The 18,450-nt window shown below is 45.8% G+C and carries 15 protein-coding genes; all 15 read left to right on the forward strand.

All coding sequences use genetic code 11. The features are described 5' to 3' along the window. The first annotated feature begins 17 nt into the window (after nucleotides 1-17). Complete coding sequence (locus tag OCV77_RS08465) at nucleotides 18-1,268, forward strand: peptidoglycan-binding protein (protein WP_262574608.1); 1,251 nt, start codon at nucleotides 18-20, stop codon at nucleotides 1,266-1,268. Nucleotides 1,269-1,422: 154 nt separating this feature from the next. Continuing rightward, nucleotides 1,423-4,971 (forward strand): DUF5717 family protein, encoded by a 3,549-nt coding sequence (locus OCV77_RS08470; RefSeq protein WP_262574609.1) that lies wholly within the window; start codon nucleotides 1,423-1,425, stop codon nucleotides 4,969-4,971. Nucleotides 4,972-4,983: 12 nt separating this feature from the next. Then, nucleotides 4,984-6,309, forward strand: a complete 1,326-nt coding sequence (locus OCV77_RS08475) for a DUF5716 family protein (protein ID WP_262574611.1) — start codon at nucleotides 4,984-4,986, stop codon at nucleotides 6,307-6,309. Between the two features lie 18 nt (nucleotides 6,310-6,327). Continuing rightward, nucleotides 6,328-7,161: a tetratricopeptide repeat protein gene (locus OCV77_RS08480; protein ID WP_262574612.1), complete on the forward strand. Its 834-nt coding sequence runs from the start codon at nucleotides 6,328-6,330 to the stop codon at nucleotides 7,159-7,161. A gap of 13 nt (nucleotides 7,162-7,174) precedes the next feature. Further along, on the forward strand, nucleotides 7,175-8,359 hold the full coding sequence (locus tag OCV77_RS08485; RefSeq protein WP_118798143.1) for a hypothetical protein: 1,185 nt from the start codon (nucleotides 7,175-7,177) through the stop codon (nucleotides 8,357-8,359). A gap of 90 nt (nucleotides 8,360-8,449) precedes the next feature. Further along, complete coding sequence (locus OCV77_RS08490; RefSeq protein ID WP_262574614.1) at nucleotides 8,450-9,331, forward strand: amino acid ABC transporter substrate-binding protein; 882 nt, start codon at nucleotides 8,450-8,452, stop codon at nucleotides 9,329-9,331. Nucleotides 9,332-9,413: 82 nt separating this feature from the next. Then, a complete protein-coding gene (locus OCV77_RS08495; protein ID WP_262574615.1) occupies nucleotides 9,414-10,061 on the forward strand; it encodes an amino acid ABC transporter permease in 648 nt (215 codons plus the stop codon). Nucleotides 10,062-10,077: 16 nt separating this feature from the next. After that, nucleotides 10,078-10,848 carry an amino acid ABC transporter ATP-binding protein gene (locus OCV77_RS08500; protein WP_262574616.1) on the forward strand — a complete coding sequence of 257 codons (771 nt, stop codon included), beginning with the start codon at nucleotides 10,078-10,080 and terminating at the stop codon, nucleotides 10,846-10,848. A gap of 85 nt (nucleotides 10,849-10,933) precedes the next feature. Beyond that, nucleotides 10,934-11,641, forward strand: coding sequence for a phosphoribosylaminoimidazolesuccinocarboxamide synthase (gene purC, locus OCV77_RS08505; protein WP_118798147.1), 708 nt, complete (start codon nucleotides 10,934-10,936; stop codon nucleotides 11,639-11,641). A 14-nt stretch (nucleotides 11,642-11,655) separates the two neighbouring features. Next, on the forward strand, nucleotides 11,656-13,071 hold the full coding sequence (gene purF / locus OCV77_RS08510; RefSeq protein WP_416910428.1) for an amidophosphoribosyltransferase: 1,416 nt from the start codon (nucleotides 11,656-11,658) through the stop codon (nucleotides 13,069-13,071). A gap of 11 nt (nucleotides 13,072-13,082) precedes the next feature. Further along, nucleotides 13,083-14,534, forward strand: a complete 1,452-nt coding sequence (gene purB, locus OCV77_RS08515; protein ID WP_262574619.1) for an adenylosuccinate lyase — start codon at nucleotides 13,083-13,085, stop codon at nucleotides 14,532-14,534. A 283-nt stretch (nucleotides 14,535-14,817) separates the two neighbouring features. Then, a complete protein-coding gene (gene rho / locus OCV77_RS08520; protein ID WP_262574620.1) occupies nucleotides 14,818-16,224 on the forward strand; it encodes a transcription termination factor Rho in 1,407 nt (468 codons plus the stop codon). 109 nt (nucleotides 16,225-16,333) lie between these two features. Continuing rightward, on the forward strand, nucleotides 16,334-16,540 hold the full coding sequence (gene rpmE, locus OCV77_RS08525; protein ID WP_118798151.1) for a 50S ribosomal protein L31: 207 nt from the start codon (nucleotides 16,334-16,336) through the stop codon (nucleotides 16,538-16,540). Nucleotides 16,541-16,606: 66 nt separating this feature from the next. Beyond that, nucleotides 16,607-17,605 (forward strand): DUF1385 domain-containing protein, encoded by a 999-nt coding sequence (locus tag OCV77_RS08530; RefSeq protein ID WP_262574621.1) that lies wholly within the window; start codon nucleotides 16,607-16,609, stop codon nucleotides 17,603-17,605. A 3-nt stretch (nucleotides 17,606-17,608) separates the two neighbouring features. Then, the gene (gene prmC / locus OCV77_RS08535) at nucleotides 17,609-18,448 is read left to right on the forward strand and encodes a peptide chain release factor N(5)-glutamine methyltransferase (RefSeq protein WP_118798153.1); all 840 of its coding nucleotides are present in this window, start codon (nucleotides 17,609-17,611) and stop codon (nucleotides 18,446-18,448) included. Nucleotides 18,449-18,450 lie beyond the last annotated feature (2 nt).

Here is an 18,450-nt window from a genome sequence, read left to right on the forward strand (position 1 = left end):
TATGCAGGGGTATTTTTATGCCTGAGGAAAGTTTACAGACAGGGAGTGCCCGGGGAAGGCTGCAGATCAATGTCACGTCTTCCCTTGGACTGATCCCGGTGAAGGATGCTGCCGTTACCATATCATATTCAGGAGAGCCAAATGCTCCGATAGAAAAGCTGAGTACGGATTCCTCCGGACAGACAGAACGGGTAGAGCTTGCAGCACCGCCGCTGGACTACAGTGTTGAACCCTCTGAGCAGAGACCATACAGTGAATATACAGTTCTTGTGGAGGCTCCCGGGTATGAGTCTGCCATGGTTTCAGGAACAGAGATCCTGCCTGACACCCTGGCACTGCAGCCGGTTTCTTTAAAGCCACTGGAAACAGCAGAAGGGGATATGGAAAGTGTGATTATTCCTGATCATACCCTCTATGGAGATTATCCGCCAAAGATTCCGGAGGCTGAGATCAAGCCGATAGAGGAAACGGGAGAGATTGTTTTAAGCAGGGTCGTGATTCCAGAATATATTGTGGTACATGATGGTGTGCCGGATGATGCCAGTGCACAGAACTATTATGTGAAATACAGGGATTATATCAAAAACGTGGTTTCCTCCGAAGTGTATGCCACCTGGGAAGAAAATGCCATTTATGCCAATGCGCTGGCAATCATGTCATTTACTTTAAACCGGGTCTATACGGAGTGGTACAGAGGAAAGGGTTATCCTTTTACCATTACTTCTTCTACGGCCTATGATCAGAACTGGATCTATGGCAGAAATATTTATTCCAACATAGACAGGATCATAGACAGTATTTTTGCCAATTATCTGTCAAGACCGGGTGTGAGGCAGCCAATCTTTACTTCTTACTGTGATGGAAGGAGAGTGACCTGCAATGGCTTAAGCCAGTGGGGATCACAGTATCTGGCAGGGGAAGGCTATACGCCTATTGAGATCCTTCGTTATTATTATGGAAATGATATGTATATCAATACGGCAGAGAGTATTTCTGGCGTGCCGTCCTCCTATCCGGGCTATGCTCTGTCAATAGGCTCATCCGGTGAAAAGGTGCGTCAGCTTCAGAATCAGCTTAACAGGATCGCACAGAACTATCCTGCAATTCCGATAATTGCTGCAGATGGGGTCTATGGACCGGAAACAGCAAAGGCAGTTAGGGCATTTCAGAAAATTTTCAATCTGGAGCAGACTGGTGTGACAGATTATCCAACCTGGTACAGTATTTCAAATATCTATGTCGGAGTTACCAGAATTGCAGAACCATAGGAGTGTTTTGCCATTGCAGAAGAGTGCTTTCTAATGGTATACTATTAATTAATCATGGACATTTTTGCCTTTAGGCAGCAGCCCTGTGCCCGGATTTTTTTCAGGGCGGAAGGACTGTCTGTCTTCTGGCGGATAAGGAAAAGGAGCTACAAAGGTGCTGAGTGCAGTTGACAGGATATTGGCAGGTGAATTTAATAAAGAAAACCGTTTTCTGGATTTTTCCACGCCGAGAATTGAATTGTCGGTGCATAGCGGAGAGATCAGCGAAGGCTCCTTTACCATATATGGACCAAAGAATCAGCTTACTGAGGGCAGGGTGTCATCCTCGAGACTCAGGATGAAATGCCTGACAGAGAATTTTACCGGTTATGAGGAAGAGATCAGTTACCAGTTTGATGCTGCAGATCTGGAAGAAGGCGAGTGCATCAGGGGAGAATTTTCCATTATCTCCAATCAGGGAGAGTATACGATCCCTTATGAAGTTAATATTGTGCCAGTCTATATGGAATCCAGTCTTGGCACGATCCGGAATCTGTTTCATTTTACCAATCTGGCTAAAACTAATTTTGAGGAAGCTGTCAGGCTCTTTTATTCTGCACAGTTCAAAGCGATCTTTCAGGGAGTGGACAGACAGTATTACACCATATACAGAGGTCTTTGTGCAGGAGAAAGAAGAGAACAGAATGTAGAGGAATTTCTGCTTGCAATCAAGAAGAAACAGAAGGTTCAGTTTCTTTTGGAAGAGCCTGAAATCCGTATCGATTCACCGAAAGAAAATACAGAATACAAAGTAGTGATCAATCGGAATGGCTGGGGCTGCAGCGACCTTTCCGTGACAGCAGAGGGGGATTTCCTGGTACTGGAAAAGGATTATATCAGAGAGGAAGACTTCCTTGGGAATTGTTACAGATTACCCTTTTACCTGGCTGAGGACAGGCTTCACGGAGGCAGAAATTATGGGATCATCCATCTGAAGAATGCCTATACAGATCTGGCAGTCACAGTACAGGTCTGTACATCGTCAGGAACAGGAAGGATACCGAACCTGCGGCTGCAGAAAAAACATGCCATCTTAAGTCTGATGCAGTATTATGAAGCCTTTCGTACCAAAAAGATCAGTGCAGCATCCTGGATGCAGGAAACAGAAAAGATCCTGGAGACACTGGTCAGTGCAGATGAGAAGGATTATGCTTCCAGACTGATGCAGGTGCAGCTCATGGTAACCCAGGAGCGTTACAGTGAAGCAAACTGGCTTCTGTCCAAAACAGAGGAAGCCATGGCAGGGAGCTTTGATCCGGCACTTTATTGTTACGATCTGTATCTGACCACCCTGATCAACAGAGAAGAGTCCTACATAGACGAGGTGGCTCTGCAGGTGGAGAGGATCTATGCGCAGAATCCGGATAACTGGCGGATCGCCTGGCTGCTTTTATATCTTTCAGAGGAATATGGCAAGAGCCCGTCTGCCAAATGGATGGTACTGGAGGATCAGTATAAATTGGGCTGTATCAGTCCGGTGCTTTACATAGAAGCATATAATCTGATGAATGCGTCACCTACGCTTCTGATGAAGCTGAGTGGCTTTGAACTGCAGGTACTGACCTATGCGCTGAAGAAAGGGCTGCTGAATCCGCAGATTGCTGAGCAGATCGTATTTCTGTCCTTTAAGGAAAAACAATATCAGGAACAGGTATATCAGCTTCTGAAGAAGTGCTGTGAGCTTGTACCTTCAGATGAACCACTGCGTGCGGTCTGCACACTTCTGATCAAGGGCTGTAAAATGGATGAGGAAGCCTTTGAATGGTATGCAAAGGGGATTGAGAAGCAGCTTAGAATCACCAGACTGTATGAGTATTATATGATGTCGGTAAAGCTTTCTGACAGGACGGTATTGCCAAAGATCGTACTGATGTATTTTGCCTTTGACAGCAGTCTTGACAATCTGCACAATGCGTTTCTGTATGCTTATGTACATAAAAACAAAGAAACCTATCCGGAGATTTATGAGAACTACAAGGAGCAGATAGAGCGCTTTGTGGTCTTTCAGATGATGAAAGGAAAGAATAACAAATGGCTTTCCTATCTGTACCGGAATATCGTGACAGAAAGCATGATTACAGAAGAAACGGCAGGGGGGCTGGCTGAGGCAGTCTTTATTCACAGACTTCAGATCAGAAGAGCGGATATCCATCGGGTTGTCATCGTATATGAGAAGCAGAAGGGCGAGGTGGCGTTTAAGGCAGGTGGCAGGGAAGTTTATCTGCCGGTTTATGGAAGTGACTGTCGTATCTTCCTGGAGGATAGCGGTGGCTGTCGATACTGCCGGGAAGAAGATTATGAACTGGAAAGAATGCTGATCCCGGACAAGCTTGCCAGAATGGCAGCAGTTTATATCACAGATGATGTGAACCTTGATATCTGGATGTGTGAAAGAGGACGCGTACTGGCTGTGATCAATGAAGAGAATGTGCAGCTCATGATGCGTGTATGCGGCTACAGGGTTCTGGAAGATAATATGCGGCGGGATATCCGTATGAATCTGATACGGTATTTCTATGAAAAAGATAAAATGCAGGAGCTTGACAGCTTCCTTTCTGAAATAACCTATGAAATGGCAGATAATTCCTGTTATGCAGAGATTCTCAGCTTCCTTATCATGCGTGGTATGTATGAAAAGGCTTATGAATGGATCCGTAAGAGAGGTGGAGAAGGGATCGATGCCAAAAATCTGATGAGACTCTGCAGCAGACTGATCCAGATGGAACTGGCTGATCCGGATCCTGTGTTGACAGCTCTCGTCTATCTGGCATTCCAGAGTGGAAAATATGATGAAAATCTGCTGAAATATCTGAACAGTTACTATAATGGCTGTGTCAGAAACATGAGAGATGTTTACAAGGCAGCTACAGCTTTTGGTGTGGATGCCTATGCGATCAGTGAAAGGATACTGATCCAGCTTCTTTACACAGGAGCTTATATCAGTGAAAAGACGGAGATATTCCGGTATTATGTAGCAGGTGGAGCAGGGACGGATGTGGAGATGGCATTCCTTGCACAGAGCTGTTATGACTATTTTGTGGATGATAAGATCACAGATGATTATCTGATGAAGGAGCTGCAGAAGATCATAGACAGGCGGGAGGAGGTGCCTCTTGTATGCAAGCTGGCTTATACCCGTTATTATGCCGAAAACAAGGAGCTTCTGGATAAGCATGTGATAGAGAATCTGATCCCTTACCTGCGGGAGCTGATCGCTGCAGATCTGCTGTTCCCATATTATAAGGAGTATGCGGATAAGATCTCTTTTATGAGGCAGTTTGCAGATAAGACCATGATCCGTTACAGGCTGGAAAATGGCGGCAGGGCAGTGATCCATTACCTTCTGGAGGGAAGCGATGGAGAATATGTCATGCAGGAAATGAAGGAAATGTTTGGCGGTATCTGCGTGAAACAGTTTATTCTGTTCTTTGGAGAGAAGCTGCAGTATTACATTACAGAAACGGAAGAGGATAAGGAGCACCTGACAGAGAGTGGTACCTTAAGCCGTAGTGATACAGACAGGGAACAGAAGGAAAGCAAATACAGTCTGATCAATGATATTGCCATAGGCAGAGCCCTGAACGATGAAAATACCATGGGAGATCTGCTCCATGAATATTTTGAGAGGGAATTTATGGTAGAAAAGCTCTTCCATATTGTATAAAGGAGAAAAGTCATGTTCGCAGGGGTAAAGGAACAGACAGAAAAGAAAAACGGTAAAAAAATAGCAGTCGGATATGATCTTGGCAGTGTGGCTTCCCAGATCAGCTACTGCACACTGGAGGAACAGAGGGTGGAAACGGTATCCAGTGTGGCAGGCACAGAACAGTACAATATTCCTACTGTACTCTGCAAACGGAGAGGGGTAAACCAGTGGTTTTATGGTAAGGAGGCACTGAAATACGAAAGAGAGGAAGATGGCATTCTGGTAGGGGATCTGGTGGAGCTTGCTAAAAGGGGAGAAGAGGTAGTCGTGGAAACAGAAAGCTACGATCCGGCAGCCCTGCTGACACTGTATGTCAAACGTAGTCTTTCCCTGCTCTCTCTTCATGTTTCTTTAAGCCAGATCGAAGTGATGATGTTTACGGTAGAGGAACTGACACCGGAGATGGTCGATGTTCTTTCCAAGGTAGTGGCAGGACTCTCCCTGCAGACGAAAAAAGTCCTGTTTCAGAGCAGGGCGGAAAGCTTCTATTATTATATGCTGTATCAGCCAAAGGAGCTGTGGCAGAACCAGGTCATGATCTTTGATTACAGCAGAGAGATGAAAAGCATCTGTCTTGAATGCAATCCTATGACAACACCACAGGTGGTGCTGATCAACAGCAATATATATCCGGATATGGAGAGGGTTACCTTTGTCAGGGGAGAGTCACCGGAGGCAGAGGAAGAACGGGAGCAGCAGGAGAAGGAACTGGATGAAAAATTTCTGCAGATAGTAGAAGCGGAGATGGAGGGCAGCATATTCTCTACGGTATATCTTCTGGGTGACGGATTCAAAGAAGGCTGGGCAAGGGAGTCCCTGCGGTATCTCTGCAGGAACAGAAGAGTATTTCAGGGAAATAACCTGTACAGTAAAGGCGCCTGCTATGGAGCCATTGAGAGGGTAAGCCCAAGTGGGGAAGGAAAAAAGTATGTATATCTCGGGGCAGATAAGCTGAAATCCAATGTAGGCATGAAGGTGGAGAGAAGAGGGGAGGATTCTTACTTTGCCATTCTGGATGCCGGACAGAACTGGTATGAGGCAGCCGCAGATTTTGAAGTGATCCTGAGGAAAGGAAACAGTCTTTTCTTTCATATCACACCACTGACAGGTGAAAATATCACAGATAAAAAGATCGAACTGGAAGGACTGCCGGAGAGACCACCTTGTACCACCAGACTGAAGATCCATGTGGAAATGGAATCTGTAAATCAGGTAACAGCAACCATAGAAGATATGGGATTTGGAGAATTTTTTCCATCCAGCGGCAAGGGCTGGCGCAAGACTATTACCGTCTGAGGGAAAGGGAGCAGGTTCATGGAGAACGTATTATTATGCACAGGTAAATATGCAGAAAAACCATATTATTTTGAACATGCAGGTATGAATGTATACTGTGTGGAGGAGCTTTGCTATCTGCTGGCCAGCAACCCTTTTATGATAGATGCGGGGATCATGGATAAGCAGCTGGTACAGTGGCTGTATGAAGAATGTGAGCTGAAGGAGCTTTCCCATCAGCTGCTGCAGCTTTTCCAGCGCGGGTGCCAGCCGGGTGTATTCGTGGATACGATCCTGGATTATACTGGTTACTGCAGCAGGGAAGATAAGGAACGGATCGATGAGGTATTAAAGGGAAGCGCAGGACTTGATCAGTATGAGAAGCAGAAACGCCAGGGAGATTATCTGATGAAAAATGGAAGGTACCAGCTGGCAGTGCATGAATATGAAAAGCTGCTTTCCATTCTGCCGGAGGCTGAAAAGGAGCTGATCCCATCGGTGTATCATAATCTTGGCGTGGCCTGCTGCAGACTGTTCCGGTTTGAAAGTGGAGCCTCTTATCTGAAGAAGGCATATGAGCTTTCTTTGAGGGAGGAGTCCGGGATCCAGTATCTGGAAGCACTGCGTGAGCAACTGACAGAGGCAGATTATGTTTCCTTTATTGCAGACCATAGAGAATATTATGAATTGTCCATGAAGGTGGAAAAGCTCTATGAGATGGCAAGAGGACAGTTTGAGGCAACAAGGGAAAACCGTATGCTGTCAGCACTGAAGATCTACAGGGATGAGGGAAACACAGGCTCCTATTATGAAGAGATCGACAAGATCATAGCAAGGCTTAAGGATGATTACCGGGCAAGCGTGGCACAGTAGACAAGGAGAGTATATGAGCTTTTTTGATAAGATATTTCCCTGGAGAAAGAACCAGGAAGACCCCATGTATGAGATCGATGACTGGAATGAGATCGTCTACGACCGGGATGATCTTCAGATCAACGATAAGCAGCAGAGAGAGGATTATATCAAAGGGTGTCTCGAACAGATCGCAGAGGCATCTACAGAGCTGGAAAACCTGAAGCACGAGTATAACATGGTCACCTCCTATCTGAAGGACATGGAGGAGATCGAATCACTGCCGGAGGAAGAGATGCTTCTTCTGCAGAGCTATGCCCGAAGGATCGAGGAGCTTTCCGATAAGCAGTCAGACTATGCCAGAAGAGAACGGAAGCTGGATGAGGCAAAATACCGTCAGATGGAGCGGATGGAGGACGAAGTCCAGGAGGGCTGTGAGAAGCTTCTGAAAGCAGAAGAATATCAGGAACTGATCAAAAGGGATCTGAAAAGACTGGATGGAGAAAAGCAGGCCTACCAGTACAGAAAGGCAGAGCTGCAGCACATTCTGGAGGATTCCAGAAGCATGGCCATTATCTGTACCATAGCTGTGATCATCTGTATTTTGGTACTGCTGATCCTGCAGTATGGCTTTTCCATGAATACAGGGATCGGCTATGTGGCAGCGGCAGCACTCGGGGCGGCAGCGATCACAGCAGTTTTTCTCAAGTACAACAATGCTTCCGAGGAACTTTCCAGAGTGGAAAACGGGATCGGAAGGATCATAAGACTTCAGAATACAGTAAAGATCCGGTACGTGAACAATACGCACCTGCTGGATTATCTTTATATGAAATATCAGGTCAGCAGTGCCAGGGAGCTGCAGAAGGATTATCAGGATTATCAGCAGGAAAGAGAAGAGAGGGAGCGCTATTACAGTGCAGAGAAGGATCTGGATGAATGTCAGAAGGATCTGATCCATGAGCTGAGAAGATTTCAGATACAGGATCCCATGATCTGGATCCATCAGACCAGAGGACTTCTTGACAAAAAGGAAATGGTGGAGATCCGCCACAGCCTGATCATCAGACGGCAGTCCCTGCGCCGGAGAATGGATTATAATAAAGAAGTGGTTGCCGGAAAGGCACAGGATGAGATCAAGGATCTGGCAAAGAAATACCCAAGATATGCAAGGGAGATCATGGATACCGTGGATGAATACGAAAAGGATTTTTCTTGACGAATCTACTCCTGCATGATAGAGTGATTATCGAACAAATACTTTAGTCTAATAAACTAATAAATCACTAAACTGGAAGAGGAGAACATTATGAAAAAATTATTGGCAATGGCAGTAACAGCCGCATTTACGGTAAGCATGCTGGTCGGATGCGGACAGAGCGCAGAAACAACAGATGCGTCAGTACAGGAAACAACACAGGAAACAGAAACAGAAGCTGCTGACGAAGAGACAGCCGGTACAGCTGATGCGGCATCGGAGGATACTGCAGAGAGAACAACCTTTACTGTTGGATTTGATGCAGAATTTCCACCCTACGGCTATATGGATGAAAGTGGAGAGTACACCGGATTTGATCTGGAGCTGGCACAGGAGGTATGTGACAGGAACGGCTGGGAGCTTGTAAAGCAGCCTATTGACTGGGATTCCAAGGATATGGAATTATCCTCAGGAGCTATTGACTGTATCTGGAATGGCTTTACCATGAACGGACGTGAAGATGCTTATACATTCAGTGTTCCCTATGTAGATAACAGTCAGGTATTTGTAGTAGCCGCTGATTCCGGTATTACAGTCTTTGATGATCTTGCAGGCAAGAATGTGGGTGTGCAGAAGGATTCCTCCGCACTGGCAGCTCTCGAGGGTGATGCAGCTGATCTTGCGGCAACCTTTGGTAATCTGACACAGTATTCTGATTATAATACAGCATTCATGGATCTGGAGCAGGGTGCAATTGATGCACTTGCAATCGATGTGGGCGTTGCTGATTATCAGATCGCATCCAGGGGAGAGGGCTTTGTCAAGCTTTCCGAGAATCTGGCAAGCGAACAGTATGGAATAGGCTTTAAGCTTGGCAATGTGGAACTGAAGGATCAGGTAGAAAAGACACTGCTTGAAATGGCAGATGACGGTACCTTTGGAAAGATTGCAGAAAAGTATGGCTTATCAGACAGCGTATGTCTTGGTAAATAAAAAAAGTTGCACTGGATAAGACGGGAGAGATGACAGTATCATCTCTCCCACTGTCAGAAACAGGCAGAATGTGAGGGTATACATGACATTATCGATCATATTGTTACAGCTTATGAAAGGCATGGGAGTGACGGCAGAAATCTTTTTTCTGACGCTTCTTTTTTCTTTGCCTCTTGGTTTACTGGTAGCCTTTGGACGGATGTCAAAGAATGGCATTATCCGGATGATCAGTAAGATCTATATTTCTGTGCTGAGGGGAACACCGCTTATGCTCCAGCTCATCGTGGTGTATTTTGCCCCCTTTTATGTGTTTCACCTGAAGGTCGGCAATTACAGATTCCCGGCTATCATCATAGCATTTGCGCTGAATTATGCGGCATATTTTGCAGAGATATACAGGGCAGGCATTGAATCCATGCCGGTTGGACAATATGAAGCGGCCAGAGTTCTTGGCTACAGCAGGATCCAGACCTTTGTAAGGATCATTCTTCCACAGGTGATCAAGAGGATCCTGCCACCGGTAACGAATGAAACGATCACGCTTGTAAAGGATACTTCACTTGCCTTTGTGCTGGCTCAGGCAGAAATGTTTACCATGGCAAAGCAGATCGCAGCCAAGGAGACAAGTATCATGCCGCTCATGATCGCAGGCGTGTTTTATTATCTGTTCAACCTGATCGTGGCAACGGTGATGGAACGGATCGAGAAGAGTCTGAATTACTATAAGTAAGAGATGGAGGAAGACAATGAGCGAAGAAGGCAAGATTCTGCTGCAGATAGAGCATATGAAAAAAAGCTTTGACGGGGTGGAGATCCTGAAGGATATTTCTCTTTCTGTCAGAGAAGGAGAGGTGGTCTCCATCATAGGACCTTCTGGCTCCGGCAAGTCAACACTGCTCCGGTGTGCAACGATGCTGGAGACCATGGATGGAGGGACACTTTCCTATCTTTCTGAAAAAGCGGCATATGAGGAAAATGGCAGATGCATTTATGCACCAAAGGCAAAGCTGAAGGAGATTCATAAGAATTTTGGACTGGTGTTCCAGAACTTTAACCTCTTTCCCCATTACAGTGTCATGAAAAATATCACAGATGCGCCTGTTGTGGTGGATAAGGTTCCAAAGAAGGAAGCAGAAGAGAGGGCGGAAAAGCTTCTTGCACAGCTTGGCCTTTCTGATAAGGCGGATGCTTATCCGTGCCAGCTTTCCGGGGGCCAGCAGCAGAGGGTATCGATCGCAAGGGCACTGGCGCTGCAGCCGAAGATCCTGTTTTTTGATGAGCCAACTTCTGCACTCGATCCGGAGCTGACCGGGGAGGTGTTAAAGGTTATCAAGGAACTGGCAAGGGAACATATGACTATGATTATCGTCACTCACGAGATGCAGTTTGCAAGGGAGCTGTCGGACAGGATCATTTTTATGGAGCAGGGGATCATACAGGCAGAAGGAACACCGGAGGAGATTTTCCACTGTGAAAATGAACGTGTCAGGGAATTTATTGGAAAGTTTCAGTCATAAGACGTGTTGATTTATGACAGGAGGTAGTATATACTCCACAATAGAGGTTATTTACTAAAACTTTACGAAAGGCAAGGAAACCAAAATGAAAAAAATGGAACAGCTTTACGAAGGAAAAGCAAAGAAGGTATTTGCAACAGAGGATCCTGATGTTGTTATCGTAGATTACAAGGATGATGCAACTGCTTTCAACGGGGAAAAGAAGGGCACGATCGTAGGAAAGGGTGCTATCAATAACCGTATGACCAATCATGTTTTCAAGCTTCTGGAGAAAGAGGGAGTACCGACACATCTGATCGAAGAATTAAGTGACAGAGAAACTGCAGTTAAAAAGGTGCAGATCGTGCCACTTGAGGTTATCATCAGAAATGTGGCAGCAGGCAGCTTTTCCAAGAGGCTTGGTGTACCGGAAGGAACACCTTTTGCAGAGCCCACCATTGAATTCAGCTATAAAAATGACGAGCTGGGTGATCCTCTGATCAACAGCTATTTTGCGGTTGCACTGGGACTTGCTACCTGGGAAGAGATCGATACCATCAAGAAGTATGCATTTAAGGTAAATGAAGTATTAAAGGCATATTTCCTTCAGGCGGATATCAAGCTGATCGACTTCAAGATCGAATTTGGACGTTTCCATGGTCAGATCCTGCTTGCAGATGAAGTATCTCCGGATACCTGCCGTCTGTGGGATGTAAATACCAATGAAAAGCTGGATAAGGATCGCTTCAGAAGAGATCTTGGCAATGTAGAAGAGGCTTATAACGAAGTATTTAAGCGTCTTGGACTTGCATAAACAGATACAGAGGTATGGAAATGATTAAAGAGGAATGTGGCGTATTTGGCATCTATGATTTTGATGGAGGGGATGTAGCCTCCACCATTTATTACGGTTTACTTGCGCTTCAGCACAGAGGACAGGAAAGCTGCGGTATCGCAGTCAGTGATACCAGTGGACCCAAGGGAAAGGTACTCAGCTCCAAGGACATGGGACTTGTCAATGAGGCATTTACCACGGAGATCCTTAAGAAGCTGAAAGGGGATATTGGTGTCGGACATGTCAGATATTCTACAGCAGGCAGCTCTACCAGAGAAAATGCTCAGCCTCTGGTATTAAATTATGTGAAGGGTACACTGGCACTTGCCCACAATGGAAATCTGATCAATGCTCCGGAGCTGAGAAAAGAACTGGAATATACAGGAGCTATCTTCCAGACGACTATCGATTCAGAGGTGATCGCTTATTTTATTGCAAGGGAGCGGCTGAATTCCAAAACGGTCGAGGAAGCGGTAGGACGTGCCATGAAGAAGATCAAGGGAGCCTACTCCCTGATCATTATGTCTCCCCGTAAGCTGATCGGTGCAAGAGATCCTTTTGGCTTCAGGCCGCTTTGTATCGGTAAGAGAGATAATTCCTATGTGCTGGCATCCGAGACCTGTGCCCTTGATACCATCGGAGCAACCTTTGTCCGTGATGTGGAGCCGGGAGAGATTGTAACCATTTCTCCGGAAAAGGGGATTGAATCCGACAAGAGCATGTGTATTCCGAAGGAGCAGCATGCCAGATGTGTATTTGAGTATATTTATTTTGCCCGTCCGGACAGCTTTGTGGACGGCATGAGTGTTTATAATTCCAGAATCCTGGCAGGAAGATATCTTGCCATAGATTCACCGGTAGACGCAGACCTTGTAGTCGGTGTACCGGAGTCCGGAAACTGTGCGGCTCTTGGTTATGCCATGGAGTCAGGGATCCCCTATGGACAGGCATTTGTGAAGAACAGCTATGTAGGAAGAACCTTTATCAAGCCCGGACAGAAAAACAGAGAGAGCAGTGTACAGGTCAAGCTGAACGCACTGCGGGATGCAGTGGAAGGCAGGCGTGTCATCATGATTGATGATTCCATCGTAAGAGGAACCACTTCTGACCGTATTGTCCGTATGCTGCGGGAAGCAGGAGCAAAGGAAGTGCATATGAGGGTAAGCTCTCCTCCCTTCTTATGGCCCTGTTATTTTGGTACGGATATACCGGCGAGGGATCAGCTGATCGCATATAACCGTTCTGTGGATGAGATCTGTAAGATAATCGGAGCTGACTCGCTTGGCTATCTGAAGGAAGAGAGACTGTCGCAGATCGTAGAAGGAAGAGAAATCTGCAGTGGCTGCTTCACTGGAAAATATCCACTTGATCCACCGGAAGATGATATCCGGGGAGAATTTGATCATTAGAGGGAGGACTTATGGAAACTGACAGATATGTAAGCCCGTTATCGGAGCGCTATGCCAGTAAGGAAATGCAATATATCTTTTCTCCGGACATGAAGTTCCGGACGTGGAGAAAGCTCTGGATCGCACTTGCAGAGACAGAGATGGAGCTGGGATTATCCCAGAATGGGAAACCTGTTATCTCACAGGAGCAGATCGATGAGCTGAAGGCTCATGCGGAAGATATCAACTATGATGTGGCGAAAGCCAGGGAAAAGGTAGTCCGTCATGATGTCATGAGTCATGTATATGCCTATGGACAGCAGTGCCCGAAGGCAGCCGGTATTATCCATCTTGGTGCTACAAGCTGCTATGTAGGTGATAATACCGATATTATCGTGATGACAGAGGCACTGAAATTAGTAAAGAAAAAGCTGGTCAATGTTCTCTCGGAGCTTTCAGCCTTCGCTGATAAATACAAGGCTCAGCCGACCCTTGCCTTTACCCATTTTCAGCCGGCACAGCCTACTACTGTAGGAAAAAGGGCAACACTCTGGATGCAGGAATTCTGCCTGGATCTGGAGGATCTTGAGCATGTGCTGTCCGGTATGAAGCTGCTTGGATCCAAGGGAACGACAGGTACACAGGCTTCTTTCCTTGAACTGTTTGACGGGGACCAGGAAACGATTGATAAGATCGATCCTATGATCGCAGCTAAAATGGAATTTAAGGAATGCTATCCGGTATCCGGACAGACCTATTCCCGTAAGGTGGATACCAGGGTAGCCAATGTACTGGCCGGTATCGCAGCAAGTGCCCACAAGATGAGTAATGATATCAGACTTCTCCAGCATCTGAAGGAAGTGGAGGAGCCTTTTGAGAAGACCCAGATCGGATCTTCTGCCATGGCATACAAGAGAAATCCCATGCGGAGTGAGAGAATTGCATCTCTTTCCCGCTATGTGATGATCGATGCCCTGAATCCGGCGATCACCTCTGCCACACAGTGGTTTGAGAGAACACTGGATGATTCTGCAAACAAGCGTCTTTCTATCCCTGAAGGGTTCCTGGCTATTGATGGTATTTTGGATCTGTGCCTGAATGTAGTGGATGGTCTTGTGGTTTATCCGAAGGTAATAGAGAAGCACCTGATGAGTGAGCTGCCTTTCATGGCCACAGAGAATATCATGATGGATGCAGTAAAGCTTGGCGGCAACAGACAGGAGCTGCATGAGAAGATCCGTGAGCTTTCCATGGAGGCAGGAAGGACTGTAAAGGTGGAAGGCAAGGATAATAATCTTCTTGAGCTGATCGCAGCAGACCCGGCTTTCCCGTTATCCCTGGAGGATCTGCAGAAATCCATGGAACCATCCAGATATATTGGAAGATCCAGAGAGCAGGTTGATAATTTCCTTTCAAAGGTGATCAGACCGATCCTGGAAGAAAATAAAGACCTTCTTGGAGTGAAAGCAGAGATCAACGTATAAGTGGATGTAACTGATAAAGAAACAGCTGGCAGCAGTGCATGCATGCCGGCTGTATTTTTTGTATTATTTTTATAAAAAAGTGCTTTTCCTTTTTGGAAATGTGTTGTATAATATCCCCATAGAGTTCATTTAGAGACATTTCAAATGACAAGTCGAGATTTAAATCCCATTGAAGAAGATGATAGTGAAGGTTTGAGAAACGGTTTATTCACGATCAGGTGTATGAAAAAGCACAGAGACAATGAAACAACAGGACTGTAAGAAAAAGTGAATGGAGGAATTTATGAGAGAAAAATATGAATCTCTTGCGCTTGTGGATCTGAAGGCGATTGCAAAGGCAAGGGGCTTAAAGGGTACATCAACCATGAAAAAGAGCGAGATTATTGAGCTGATGCTTGCCGAGGATGAGAAGGACAAGACATCTGGTAAGGGTATGTATGCCAGAAGTGCAGAAAAGAAGGAACTGAGAGAAAGCAGCTATCGTCAGGAAGCAAGGGAAGAGAGCGAGAATAAGACAGACGAGAATAAGACAGACGATGAGGAAAAGTTCCCGGCTGAGCTTGACAGTGGGATCGCTGTCAATGGTATCCTTGAGGTAATGCCGGATGGATATGGATTTATCAGAAGTGATAATTATCTTCCGGGTGAAAGGGACGTTTATGTGGCTCCCAGTCAGATCAGACGGTTTGGCCTTAAAACGGGTGATATCCTGGAGGGTAATACCAGAGTTAAGACACAGGGAGAGAAGTTTGCAGCTCTGTTATATGTAAAGAGTATTAACGGTTATACACCGGAAGAGGCAGCAAAGAGACGCAATTTCGAAGATATGACGCCTATATTCCCAAATGAGAGACTGCACCTTGAGAAGCCGGGAGCCAGTGTGGCAATGAGGATCATGGATCTGATCAGCCCGGTTGGTAAGGGACAGCGTGGCATGATCGTATCCCCTCCGAAGGCAGGTAAGACAACCCTGTTAAAGGAAGTAGCCAAATCTGTTAAGAAAAATAATCCGGAGGTGCATCTGATCATTCTGCTGATCGATGAAAGACCTGAGGAAGTAACAGATATCAAGGAGGCTATCGAGGGACCAAATGTCGAGGTCATCTATTCAACCTTTGATGAGCTGCCTGAGCATCACAAGCGTGTATCAGAAATGGTGATCGAGAGAGGTAAGAGGCTGGTAGAGCATCAGAAGGACGTTATTATCCTGATCGACAGTATTACCAGACTGACACGTGCGTATAATCAGACAGTACCCCCGAGTGGACGTACCCTGTCAGGTGGTCTTGATCCGGCAGCTTTGCATATGCCAAAGAGATTCTTCGGTGCGGCGAGAAATATGAGAGAGGGCGGATCCCTCACTATTCTTGCAACCGCGCTGGTAGATACCGGAAGCAAAATGGATGATGTAGTATACGAGGAATTCAAGGGAACCGGTAATATGGAGCTGGTGCTTGACAGAAAGCTGTCTGAGAAAAGAGTATTCCCCGCTATTGATATTCCGAAGTCCGGAACCAGAAGAGAAGACCTTCTTCTCTCACCGGATGAACTGGAAGCGATCAATATTATCCGTAAGGCATTAAATGGTCTGAAGCCGGAAGAGGCTGTAGACAGGATCCTGGATCTTTTTGCCAAGACAAGGAATAATAATGAATTTGTCAATATGGTCAAAAAAATGAAGTGGATCTGAGAAAAAGGACTTGCATAGTATATTAACCTGTGTTACAATTAAAAAGCTGTTTCGGGAAAAACATGAGAACGTTAATTGTAATATAGTTAATAAATAGAGAGGTGAAAACATGAAAGAAGGAATTCATCCTGAGTACTATCAGGCAACCGTTACCTGCAACTGTGGAAACACATTTGTGACCGGATCAACCAAGAAGGATATTCACGTTGAAGTTTGTTCCAAGTGCCATTCATTCTACACTGGTCAGCAGAAGGCAGCCAGAGCTGATGGACGTATCGAGAAGTTCAACAAGAAATATGGTGTTGGAAACAATTAGGTTATGTACAATAAGGTTGAGGGTTACATCCTCAACCTTATTATTTTTATTACAGGAGTATCTTGCATGGGTAAAAAGAAAAAAACAACGCACTATTCCGGGATCGGCGGACAGGCTGTTCTGGAAGGCGTGATGATGAAAAATAAAGATGATTATGCAGTGGCTATCCGTAAGCCAAATGGTGAGATCGAAGTGGAAGTAGATGTGTACAGGGGTATCCTGCATGACAGTGCTTTGAAAAAGATCCCTTTTATCAGAGGCATTTTTAATTTTCTGGATTCCATGATCCTTGGAATGAAGACCATCAATTATTCAGCGTCCTTCTATGAGGACGAGGAAGCGGAGGAAACGAAGCTTGACAAGGCACTGAACAAGGTGTCAGGGGGACGGGCAGAGAAGATCCTGATGGGAGTGACAACGGTGGCTTCCATTGTGATTGCGATTGCTGTATTTATGCTGCTTCCCTATTTTCTGTCAACGCTGCTTGTACAGTATATCAGAAATGATTCCCTGCTTGCGATCATAGAAGGAATCATCAGGATACTGATCTTTGTGATCTATATTGTCGCAATCAGTCTGATGAAGGATATTCACAGACTGTACCAGTATCATGGGGCAGAGCATAAGTGCATCAACTGTGTGGAGAACGGAAGACCTCTGACTATCCACAATGTAATGAGAAGCTCCAGGATCCACAAACGCTGTGGGACGAGCTTTATGTTTCTTGTAGTTTTTGTGAGCATCATCCTGTTCTTTTTTATCAGGGTACAGAATTCTGCTCTCCGTGTAGTACTGCGAATTGCACTGGTACCTGTGATCGCGGGTATTTCCTATGAGATCATCCGGCTGGCAGGCAGAAGTGACAATATTTTCGTAAAGATCATTTCTGCGCCCGGTATGTGGCTGCAGAAACTGACGACCAAGGAGCCTGACAGAGAAATGGCAGAGGTTGCCATCAGATCTGTGGAGGCGGTATTTGACTGGAAATCATATCTGAAAGATGAGTTCGGATATGAAGTGGATGATTCCTGGCTTCAGGATGAGCCGGGAGAGGAAGAAGAATGATCCATGAATTACCGGAAGCTTTATGAAACAGGAAAAGACAGACTGGAGAAGGCTGGCATACAGGAAGCAGCGCTTGATGCGAGGCTTCTGCTGGAGGAGGTCTGCAGGACGGACCGGAATACGCTGCTGGTGCATGGAGACAGAGCGGTAACAGAGGAAGAAGAAACACAGTTTCGTATTTTCATAGAAAGAAGAAGCACACATGAGCCACTGCAGCAGATTACAGGCTGGCAGGAGTTTATGGGACTGCGTTTTTCTGTTACGGAGGATGTACTGGTGCCAAGACAGGATACAGAAACTCTTGTAGAAGAAGTGATGAGGTATCTCAGGGATGGCATGGAGATCCTGGATGTGTGTACAGGCAGTGGATGTATTCTTTTAAGTCTCCTGCGGTATTCTAATGGCTGCAGGGGCGTTGGCTGTGATATTTCGGAAAAAGCACTTGCTGTTGCAGGGCAAAATGCAAAAGAGCTTGGAATATCTGCGCAGTTTATCCAGAGTGATCTGTTTGAAAGCATAGAAGGAAGGTTTGAATATATTGTATCCAATCCACCATACATCCGAAAGGATATGATTCCGACTCTGATGGAAGAGGTGAGGGATCATGAGCCGCTGATCGCACTGGATGGCGGCGAAGACGGTCTTGACTTTTACCGGAAGATTACCAGGGAAGCGACAGAACATCTTTATTCCGGAGGCATGCTTTTCTTTGAGATCGGTTACGATCAGGGAGAAGCAGTAAAGCTGCTGATGGAAGAGGAAGGATACGAAGAGGTGACTGTCAGTCAGGATCTTGCCGGACTTGACAGAGTGGTGTATGGAACATTTAACGGGAGGAAATAGTC

The sequence above is a fragment of the Suilimivivens aceti genome, assembly GCF_025567405.1.
Classification (GTDB): domain Bacteria; phylum Bacillota; class Clostridia; order Lachnospirales; family Lachnospiraceae; genus Suilimivivens; species Suilimivivens aceti.